Annotated in this window: 7 protein-coding genes; 2 read left to right on the top strand and 5 right to left on the bottom strand. The window is 36.0% G+C overall.

All coding sequences use genetic code 11. From position 1 onward, the window contains the following. Positions 1-110: 110 nt before the first annotated feature. The 5 genes from ABIL69_03620 to ABIL69_03600 all read right to left on the bottom strand — a co-directional run bounded on the left by ABIL69_03620 (position 111) and on the right by ABIL69_03600 (position 5,261). Positions 111-1,751: a ComEC/Rec2 family competence protein gene (locus ABIL69_03620; GenBank protein MEO0123073.1), complete on the bottom strand. Its 1,641-nt coding sequence runs from the start codon at positions 1,749-1,751 to the stop codon at positions 111-113. Positions 1,752-1,971: 220 nt separating this feature from the next. Next, positions 1,972-2,355 carry a hypothetical protein gene (locus ABIL69_03615; GenBank protein MEO0123072.1) on the bottom strand — a complete coding sequence of 128 codons (384 nt, stop codon included), beginning with the start codon at positions 2,353-2,355 and terminating at the stop codon, positions 1,972-1,974. Between the two features lie 8 nt (positions 2,356-2,363). Further along, positions 2,364-2,921 carry an elongation factor P gene (efp, locus tag ABIL69_03610; protein MEO0123071.1) on the bottom strand — a complete coding sequence of 186 codons (558 nt, stop codon included), beginning with the start codon at positions 2,919-2,921 and terminating at the stop codon, positions 2,364-2,366. Then, positions 2,918-4,261, bottom strand: coding sequence for a cysteine--tRNA ligase (cysS, locus tag ABIL69_03605; protein MEO0123070.1), 1,344 nt, complete (start codon positions 4,259-4,261; stop codon positions 2,918-2,920). Before cysS ends, efp begins: the two co-directional genes overlap by 4 nt. A gap of 1 nt (position 4,262) precedes the next feature. Continuing rightward, entirely contained in the window at positions 4,263-5,261 is a 999-nt protein-coding gene (locus ABIL69_03600; GenBank protein MEO0123069.1) for a HEAT repeat domain-containing protein, read from the bottom strand. Between the two features lie 100 nt (positions 5,262-5,361). Between ABIL69_03600 and ABIL69_03595 the strand changes: the two genes are divergently transcribed. Next, positions 5,362-7,365, top strand: coding sequence for a sensor domain-containing diguanylate cyclase (locus tag ABIL69_03595; protein MEO0123068.1), 2,004 nt, complete (start codon positions 5,362-5,364; stop codon positions 7,363-7,365). Continuing rightward, positions 7,362-10,862, top strand: a complete 3,501-nt coding sequence (locus ABIL69_03590; GenBank protein MEO0123067.1) for a C25 family cysteine peptidase — start codon at positions 7,362-7,364, stop codon at positions 10,860-10,862. The genes ABIL69_03595 and ABIL69_03590 overlap by 4 nt, the downstream gene beginning before the upstream one ends. Positions 10,863-10,873 lie beyond the last annotated feature (11 nt).

Below are 10,873 nucleotides of genomic sequence, written 5' to 3'. Positions count from 1 at the left end.
CTCAGGCAATACCTGAATTAATAATTTTTAAACTTGAGCATATATATTATATTAAAATTCAACAAAAAGTCAAGGGGGAAATGATAATTAACCAGGTTATGATTGGAGTCTCATTCAAAAAAGGCGAGCAGAGTGCCCAATCTTGTCTTTATATCCATTAAAAAATTATCCACTATCCAGGAATCGGTTGGCGAATCAAATTGATATAAATTCTTGCTACCAATAATAATATTTTTTATTCTGTTCTCATATCCTTCATCAGGTATAGTAAATCTGTTCTGGCGCCAGTAAATCGTTGAATTTTCTTCAAGTAGTATTAAAAAATCACCGACTCTGATTTTTTTAAAATAAAAATCTTCAGGCAGGGGAATAAATTCTTTTTTATATTTTATTATTTTCTTCTGGGCAATCAAATAGTCAACTTCTTCAATCTCTATATTTTCTAAAAAATCTGATTTTCCGTTGTAGATCAAAATAGTTTCCTTATTCGGTAGAGTTATCAATGCTACATTATTTGTTATCTTGATTGAAGATACAGGAAAGAATGAGCAAATAGAAAATATTATGGCGATTATAGGTATCAAATATATTGCGATTTGCCTTGTTCGTTTTACAAAGATAAAGAAAAACAAAAAGAGAAAAACCGGCGATATATTAATACTTATTGAAGAAAATGGTATAGAAGAAAAAAAACCTGCAATTTTTTCAAGTAGCCAGATTACATTATTTACGAGAAATGATACTACATTCAATACTGGAATAGAAATAAGTGAAATAAATATTAAAAAAAATAAAAGATAAATTATGATTGAGGCGAGGGGAACGATTAGAAGATTTGAAAATACCGCCAGCGTGGGTAATTGATTAAAATAATAAATTAAAAAGGGGGAGACAAAGACTTGCGCAGTAAATGATGTTGCTATTGACCATAGAATCGGTTTTAGTGCTCTTAATTTTATATGTTTCAATATGATATTATTTAACTTCGGTAATAGATAGACAATTCCATAGACTGCCCCAAAAGATAATTGAGCACCTGTATCAAAGAGCATAAAAGGATTTAATAATAAAAGAATCAGGGCGCTCATATTCACGATGTGGATTGAGTCAACATTTCTCTGTAATATAAAACTTATTCCAAATAGAAACGCCATAAGCGATGCCCTTAATACACTCGGTCTGAAACCGGTTATCCCGGCATAGAATAGCAAAAGCGCCATAATCAAAAAGAATTTTATCTTTGGAGAAACAGGTAGAGGCAGAAATATTGTTCCTAAAATTGTAAGTATAAATCCTATGTGTAATCCTGAAACCGCAAGGATATGCAATACACCTGCACGGGCAAATACATTCTTTAATTCAGGACTCAAACGGCTGCTTCCACCTAAGACCAAACCCTGAGCAATTGGAATATAATCGGGATTTAGAGAACAGGTAATGATTTTGTTTATATATCCATATACAACATTAAATATCTTTCCTGTAAAACTCAGACTATAATCTTTTTCTATTATACTACCAATGAGAAGATTTGATTGATAAGGAATCTTTCTACAAACCAATCTTCCTTTTATTGTCAATGTCTTACCAAGATAATGCTCTTTTTGAAAAGTATAATGCTCCGCAAATAGTGACATCGGTATCGTATCCCTGTTTATTATTGCCCTTTTAATATGTAATTTCAACTTTATCTTCCCGTCTCTTTGTTCTTCACCAAGGACTACGCATTGATATGTTATTTTTTTATTCAATGCCCTATCCAGCAAAGGTTTTCTTAAATGAAGATTTAAACCCGATAAAACTGCTAAGAGTAAAAAAAGAAAATTTTTTGAAAAAATGCATGCAACAATTCCAATTGCTGCAATGATTAAATATATTTTTAGTTCAGGGTTAATTATTGAGTCAAAAAGTATTCCAGAGATTATTACAAAAAGGGTTTTGATCCCTAATGATTTAATTTATATCTCCTCCTTATGCACCAGATTTTGGATATATAATGTCCATTAACTTCTGTTTTGCTTTATTTATTTCTATGCGGGCGACACCGGGATTTGAGCCCGCAGGCTTTAAACAAACATAAATAAAATAGTCTTCTCCCACTGGTTGGATTATAAAGAATGCCCTCTGTGTCAACCATATCAATTCAGTTTCTAAGCCAAGATTTAAATTCTTTTTTATCTCCCTTGATGTCAGCAACAAAGATGATAACTCTGCATCATACAAATTCACATCAAAATTTGCTTCTATAATATGCTGGGCAACGGATATACCATCGTAACCAACAAGACTCGCATAAAGACACCCCGGAATTTTCTCTGCGATCTTTTTTATTTCTTCATTCAAATCATCAGCCATAAAACCTCCTATACCCTTTCCAAATATTCCCCTGTTTCGGTATCAATTTTTATCAAGTCACCGACTTCAACAAATGGCGGGACCTGACATTTGTAACCACCTTCAAGCACGGCTGGTTTTGATTGTGCCTGGGCGGTGGCATCTTTAATATATGCCTGAGTCTCAACAACCTTTAAAACAACGGTCTTGGGTAGAATAACGCCAAACGGTTTACCTTCAAAATACTGAACCTTAACCCTGATGTTTGGTGTCAATAATTTTGCATTCTCGCCAAGCAGTTCTTCATCCAAAGGTATCTGTTCATAAGTTTCTAAATCCATGAAATAATATTTTCCATCATCATAATAAATATATTCCATTTCCTGTTCTTCAACATCTGCTTCTTCAACCCTTTCCGTAGAACGAAACCTTATTTCTTTTGATAATCCCGATGTCAAATTCCTGATTTTACACACCACCATACCACGCCAGTTCCCTGGTGTAATATGGGTTACTGATAATACTACATAAGGTTCATTTTCAAGTTTTATAAGCATTCCTCTTTTTAGCTGTGTGACCTGTATCATTTTACCTCCCATCTATAAGTGCTTCCATTTTTTGTATCATCAATAATTATACCAAGGTCATTTATTTTTTTTCTAATTTCATCTGATAATTCAAATTGTTTATTCTTTCTCAACTGATTTCTTATCCCCAGTATTATTTCTATAAGTTTGGGTGATAAATCATCTCTCCTTTTGCCTTCCTCAACAAATCCAAGAATTCTTAGATAATGCCTTATACTTTCAGCAATATCTTGCTGACCTGTTTCATAACCCATACTTACTAAATCAAAGATTATTCCCAGTGCCTTTGGTGTATTAAGGTCATCATTCATTGCCTGGATAAATTCTTCCAGTTTATATATTTTTGGTTCTTTAACAGGTTCGGAGAATTTTGCAATAAATGTCTGTATCCTTTCAAAGGCTGATTTTGCCTCTTCAAGCCTTTCCTTAGAAAATTCTATTGGACTCCGATAATGGGTCTTCAATAAAAACAACCGAATTACATTGGCAGAAAAATCCTTTACAATATCTTCCATTAAGAAATATCTACCCGTTGATTTTGACATTTTTTCACCTGTGATGTTTACCATTCCATTATGTAACCAGTAATGGACAAATTCCTTTCCTGTTGCACCTTCAGACTGGGCAATTTCATTTTCATGATGGGGGAATATTAAATCTTCACCGCCGGTATGTATATCAAATGACTCACCGAGATAATGCATTGACATTGCAGAACATTCAATATGCCAGCCCGGACGTCCCTTTCCCCAGGGACTGATCCAGTAAGGCTCATCTGGCTTTGCTGCCTTCCATAATGCAAAATCAAGGGGGTCTTCCTTTAATTCAGTCGGCTCAATCCTTGCCCCACTCTGTAATTCATCTATGCTTTTTTTTGATAACTTACCATAATCCGAATATCTACGAACCCGGTAATATACATCTCCACCTTTCTCATATGCAAATCCCTTTTCAATCAGTCGCTGTATCAAATCAATTATCTCTTCAATATGCTGTGATGCCCTTGGATAATAATGTGGTTTCATTATATTCAAAGAATCACATAGATTGATATATTTATTGATATTCTCTTCAGCAATTATACGCCAGTCAGAGTTTAATTCTTTTTGTTTTGCAATTATTTTATCGTCCACATCAGTAAAATTTTCAATAGATTTTACCTTGTAACCAAGAAATTCAAGCCAGCGCCTTAATATATCCCTTGTCATTGATGCGCGGATATGTCCAACATGGGGTGGTCCCTGAACAGTCAATCCACAGGAATATATCCTCACAACTTCACCCATTGGTTTGAATTCTTCAAGTCTTCTTGTCAGTGTATTATAAAGTTTCAAAGACATATTATAAACTCCTCAAATATGCACCCGCAGAAGCAATTCTGACGAGCGGATTCGGTGCTTTGAGTAAACTCTCAAATAATTTTACATTCTCTTTTTTTTGATACTTCAAAAGGGCATTTATCGCACCGATAGAAACATTTATATATTCATCTTTGCATGCCTCTTTCAATAGATCATAAAATTCAGGCAATGGATAACGTTCCATAATTTCAACTACCTTGACCCGAACAAATGGGTCTGGCGACTGGAGTCCGGATTTTAAGACTTCAACTCCAGCATTATCTTTTAACATAAGAAGTGCCTCTGCTGCGGCAATCTTTAAGTCCCAGGGTGTATCTGTCAAAAGGTCTTTGATATATTGTATTGATGATGTATCTTTCAATTCACCAAGGGCAAGGACAGCCTGTACCCATATTTCTACATTAGGATTCTTAGGGTCCATTTCTTTTTTAATAAAATCTTTTGCTTCAATTCTACCTGATAAACCAATGGACTTTGCTGCAGAAATCCTGACAAGTGGGTCAATATCCCTGAGCCCGCGGGTAATATTTTGAATATCCTTAAAATTCGCAAGCCCTTGATATGCATATCTTCTTATCCTTGCAATACGGTCGTTTGTTCCTTGAATAAGAATCTTGTAATAGCCCGTATCACTGCTCAATGAAATGAGATGATATGCTTCAGTTCTGACAAGTGGCTCTGAATCATTGCATAGTTTGGCTATAACTGGTGAATAGACCCTTTCTTTCAATGAATATAAGGCACCCAGTGCAGAAACCTTTGCATCATTACCACCATTCTGAAGGATATTATAAATTACTTCGTAACCCTGTTTATCACCAATTTCAATCATAGACTTTGCAGCATTTACCTGGATTACTTCTGATTTATCCTTTACCCCGTCCCTTAAAATTGATAAAGCCTTATCCTTGGGTGGCATACCACAGGAAATAAAAAATACGAGCAAGAGCAAAATAATATTATCTATATGCCTTATCATAAAAATATTATAGCCAAATTTTAGATTGTGTCAATCACGCGGTATTTATTGCATATTATAATCTTGACAACCAAATAATATTCTATATAATTAATATAAAATGAACCAGAAATCTTTACCAGAAGAACTTGCTGAGATTGCTCAATCACTTCTTGAACACAGTTCAATTGAAAAAGCATTTGAGACTATTACTAAAACCGCTTGTTCTTTCTTCAATGCCTCCGCATCGGCAATCATGCTTTTTGATAAAGAAAGAGAATACCTTACAATCGCCCATTCAATAAACCTATCAAGTGAATATCTTAAGGTTGTGAAGGTAAAAAAAGGTGAAGAAATTGCAGGAAAAGTCTGTATGGAAAAAAAACCTCGTTTTGTGTCGGATGTAATTAAGGTTTTTGAAGAAAAAGGTGATTTCTTCTCTATTGAATGGATAAAAAAAGAAGGGTTAAAGTCCTTGGTTACATCCCCTCTTTTATTGAAGGATGAATCTATCGGCTGTCTAAACCTTTACTATCGCGAAAAATTACAAAATTTTGATAACTACCCTGCATTAGATTTCTTCTGTAAACTTGCCGCCCTTACAATTGAACATACAAAATTGATAAACGAAATAGAAGAAAAATCAAGAATTGTAACCGAACTTGAACATATTGGAATAACCCTAACTTCAACCTTTGAAACCGAAAATATCCTAAAGGTCCTACTTGCTTCTGCAATAAGAATTACTAATACAGATAGTGCGAGTTTAATCGTAATTGATGAATCAACTGCTTCAGTCCTTGAATCTTACGATTTCTCAAAAGAAACTAAAGAGATAAAGAGATATAGAACGACTGCCCGTCTTACTAATGGAATTTCTGGAGAAATCTTGAAAAAACGCAAGCCTGTAATCATACCTGATTTAAGCAGATACGAAAATGTGAATCCCATCGCATTACAAAAGGGAAGAAGGGCAGTAGCAGCATTGCCTTTAATTGCACGCGAAAATCTCATTGGGATACTTTATGTTGATTCTCAAGTTCCGAGAGATTTCTCACATTCACAAATTGAATATCTTCAACTATTATGTTCCCAGGCAGCAATTGCCCTTGATAATACAAGATTGTATAAAAAAATCACCAGAGAGGCACAAGAAACTGCAATTTTGTATGAAGTAAGCAGAACCTTTATCTCCACCCTTGATTTTAGTGTCCTTTTAAATAATATTCTGGAACGCCTGGTTGAAACATTTGGTTATCTAAATCTTGCAATATTTCTTGTAGATGAAGAAAAGCAGGAATTGAAACTTTGTTCATATATAAATTATCCTGAAACAGTAAAGGAGATTCAAATAAAAATTGGTGCCACAGGTATAACCGGGCATGTAGCAGCAACAAGGGAGATGTATTATTCACCTGATGTATCAAAGGACCCATATTATATACCCGGTGTAAAAGAAGCAAAAAGTGAGGTATGTTTTCCTTTAATGATAGGTGACAAATTGATTGGCGTCCTTGATGTAGAAAGCCCAGAAATTGATGGTTTCACACCGGACGATATAAAAATCCTTTCTACACTCAGTGCCCAGATTGCTATTGCCCTTGATAACGCAAGGCTTTATGAAGAGGCAAAAAGACTTTCTCTGACCGACCCACTCACAGGATTACCAAACCGTCGCAGTTTTGAGATAATGATTGAAAATGAAATCCGAAGGGCGGAGCGTTATCGCAGGTTATTTGCAGTTTTGATGATGGATTTTGATAATTTCAAAAGTTATAATGATAAATTTGGACATTCGGCCGGTGATAATATATTAAAAAGATTTAGCACCTTGATGAAAGAAGCAATTAGAGATGTTGACTTTTTGGGACGGTATGGCGGGGATGAATTTATTGCGGTATTGCCTGAGACTGATGCCAATTTCGCCTTGGTCGTTGCCGAAAGAATACGAAAGAAGATTGAATCTGAAAATCTTGACCCACCGGTTACGCTCAGTATCGGAATTGCAGTATTTCCAAAAGATAGCAGAGAAAAGCAAAAACTCATTGACCTCGCCGACCATGCCTGCTATGAGGCAAAGGAAATGGGCGGGAATAGGGTTAATTTTGCGGGAGGAAAGATTTGATAACAATTTTGTTTCTTCTAAGTGGCATTTACACCGGCTATTTTGAATTTGATGTAAGTGAATTGCAATTTATACGGTCAGACAATACAAAGTTGAGGATACCGAACTGGGAAATTACTGATATAACAGGTGCGCCAGAATTACCTTGTAAAACAGTAAAAATTGCCCTCCCTTCTTATGCAAGTATAAAAAAGATTGAAATACTTTCTACTGAACGAAAGGAATTTGATTTAGAATCAGATGTTGCATTTTCTTTAGCACCGGAAATCTTCTCAAAAAAAGATATAAAAAAAATCAATCTGCGCGATGAAAATATTTATTTATCATCAAATCCATATCCAGACAAAATTATTTATTTTAAAGGTTCTGGATTTCTTGATGGTTATCAAATATGTGAACTCTTATTCATCCCTTTTCAGTATTTCCCTACATCAAAAAAACTCATTGTGTATCATTCTATAAAATTTTCAATACATTACGATGGAGGCACAAATTCTTCTGCCGCAGGGGATTTTATAAGAAAGATGGTCGTAAATCCTGAAGATGTGATAATAAGAACAAAAACTCCAGATCAAGAAAGAATAAAATATCTAATAATAACCGAATCACCAATGGATACTGTATTCCAGCGACTCGCTGACTGGAAGACAAAAAAAGGGATTCCTGCGCGGGTAAGAAATGTAAATTGGATAATAAACAATTATCCAGGAGAAGATAGTGCAGCACGAATTAGAAATTATCTAAAAACCTTAACGGATTCAGGCACGGTCTATGTCCTGCTCGGAGGTGACATTGATTATATTCCCTGCCGATTCGCCTATGCAATGACCTGTAGTGCCAATATCTATCCCGGAAGGGAAGATACAATGCCCTGTGATTTGTATTATGCGGATTTGCAGGGAAACTGGGATAGAGATAATGACCGAAGTTATGGAGAAATTGAGGATAGTATAGATTTGTATCCAGACCTTATTGTGGGCAGAGCACCGGTCAACACTATCTCTGAGGCACAAAGGTTTGTAGAAAAAATTTTAACATACGAAAAGAATCCACCCTTTGAATATCTTGACAATGGGCTCTTTACGGCTGAAATCCTGTGGTGGGATCCATATACAGATCAGGGGATTCATAAAAATAAGATTGGTAATGAAGCATTCCCCAATTACTTTGAGATAACAAAATTATACCAGAGTCTTGGCAACGAAACGAAAGAAGCGGTGATGCAGGCGATAAGGGATGGACAGAATCTGATAAATCACGATGGCCATGGCTGGATAAATTTGATCTCAGTAGGAGGCTGGCCCCATCGGATTTATAATGTTGATTTTGATACGTTAACGAATGGACCGAAATATGGAATTTTATATTCAATCGGCTGCTGGACAAATGCATTTGATTCAGCATCGGTATCTGAGGCATTTGTCAACAGTCCGAATGGGGGCGGTGTGGCATTCATTGGCAATTCCAGCTATGGCTGGGGTTCGCCCGGGAATCCTGGATTTGGCTATTCCGACCGCTTTGATTCACGATTTTTCTATTCACTCTTTAGAGAAAATAATTACCATCTTGGTGAAGCACTGGCACAGGCAAAGGCATATTTCATCCCATATTCAAGGGAAGAGAATGTCTATAGATGGCATCAATATCAGATAAATCTTCTTGGCGACCCGGAATTGCCGGTATGGACCAAAGCCCCTGATACAATGATTGCCTTTTCTCCCGATTATATCCCGCTGGGCAATGCACGAATAATGATTACCGTAAAAGATAAGAAAACAAATTCACCCCTGCGCAATGCCCTTGTCTGTTTAATGAAAGGCAATGAATCATATTCTTCCGGATATACTGATGCGAGTGGTTCGGCATTTTTAAACACAAATGCATTGACCACAGGAAATTTTGATCTGACCATAACCGCTCATAATTATATTCCCCTTGAATTGACAACTCCAGTAATAAGTGGGGCATATGTAAATTTCGGCGGATGGATTATAAATGATATCTTTGGCAATAACGACCAGATTGCAAATCCCGATGAAGATATACTACTTCCAACAAAAATAATCAATTGTGGTAATATTACGGCGAGAAATATTCAATTAATAATTTCAACCAATGATACACTCGCCCTGGTCTTTGACAGCACTGCATTTGCTGATTCATTATTACCCAATGATTCAATAACTATTGACAACGCATTTGCAATAAGGATAAGAGAATTTGCCCGGAACGGTAATTGTGCTACATTTAATTTGAGAATAGTTTTCAACAGTGACACCCTGATTTTTAAGCCGAACATCCTCATTGGAACACCACAATTAAAGATTGAGCAAACCGATATTAAAACCTTACCCGCCTTACCCGGACAGATAGAATCATTGTATATAGATTTAAAAAATTCTGGTTATGGTGCCGGGCATTCAGTCCGGTCAGGATTATCATCCCTTGACCCTTATGGGTTTGTGCTCATTGATACTGTTCGCTATGGTGAAATTCCCCCTGAAGTGATAAAGAAAGCTACAGAGCCTTTTGTAGTATATATAAGTCCGTTCGTTCCCTTGCCCCATATTTCTAAGTTTTTGCTTAATATCCACTCGGAGAATTCACTATTTATTGATACAGTATCAATATTAATTGGTGAAACTGGATTTTTCGATGATATGGAATCCGGCACTACTTTATGGACAACCGGAGGAACAAATAATCTTTGGCATATTTCACCGAGAAGATATTTCTCACAATCACATTCCTGGTTTTGTGGCAATGAAACCACTGGCCAATATGTCAATAATATGAACTGTTACATCCAGACCATACCGTTTATGATCCATAAAAATTCTCTACTAAAATTCTACCGCTGGTTTAATGTGCCGATCTATGGTAGTGATGGAATCTATGTCATTGTTCTCCATAATAATAATGCGGATACCCTTGATTTCATCGGCACCGGCGGTGCCCTCCAAAACCGGCCGATCAATAGTGATTGGTTCTGTGAGAAATATTTACTTGATGATTACTCTTCCGGTGACTCCATTCAGATTCGCATTGCCTTTGTCAGTGATAATGATGGGCATACGGGAGAAGGTTTTTATATAGATGATTTCAGTGTTGAATACCAAACCGCTGTTGAAGAAGGTATAATGGAAGCTTCCGGGCAAAAATTAAAACTCGAAGTCTTACCAAATCCATTTCAGAATCAATGTGTGATTAAATTTCGCATTTCCGATTTCAAATTTCCCCAAATTGATGATGTAGGACAAGGCTTTCTTCAAGAACCGATGGTTCTTTCAGAACCAGAGGTCAGCCTTGTGGTTTATGATATTGCAGGCAGACTTGTTAAATCATTTAACTTGCCCTTTTACATCTCAAACCATGCATCCAATATTGTATGGGATGGTAAAGATGATGCAGGTCGTAAACTTCCTGCCGGAATCTACTTTATTCAACTGGAAGCAGGAAATAAGAAAGAAATACAAAAAGTTATATTACTTCGCTAAATATCAACTTT

It is taken from the genome of candidate division WOR-3 bacterium, from assembly GCA_039802005.1.
Classification (GTDB): Bacteria; Hydrothermota; Tepidihabitantia; order SM23-42; family JAOAFX01; genus JAOAFX01.
The sequence above is the reverse complement of the archived record's forward strand: the minus strand, read 5'-3'. Positions and strand labels throughout refer to the sequence as shown.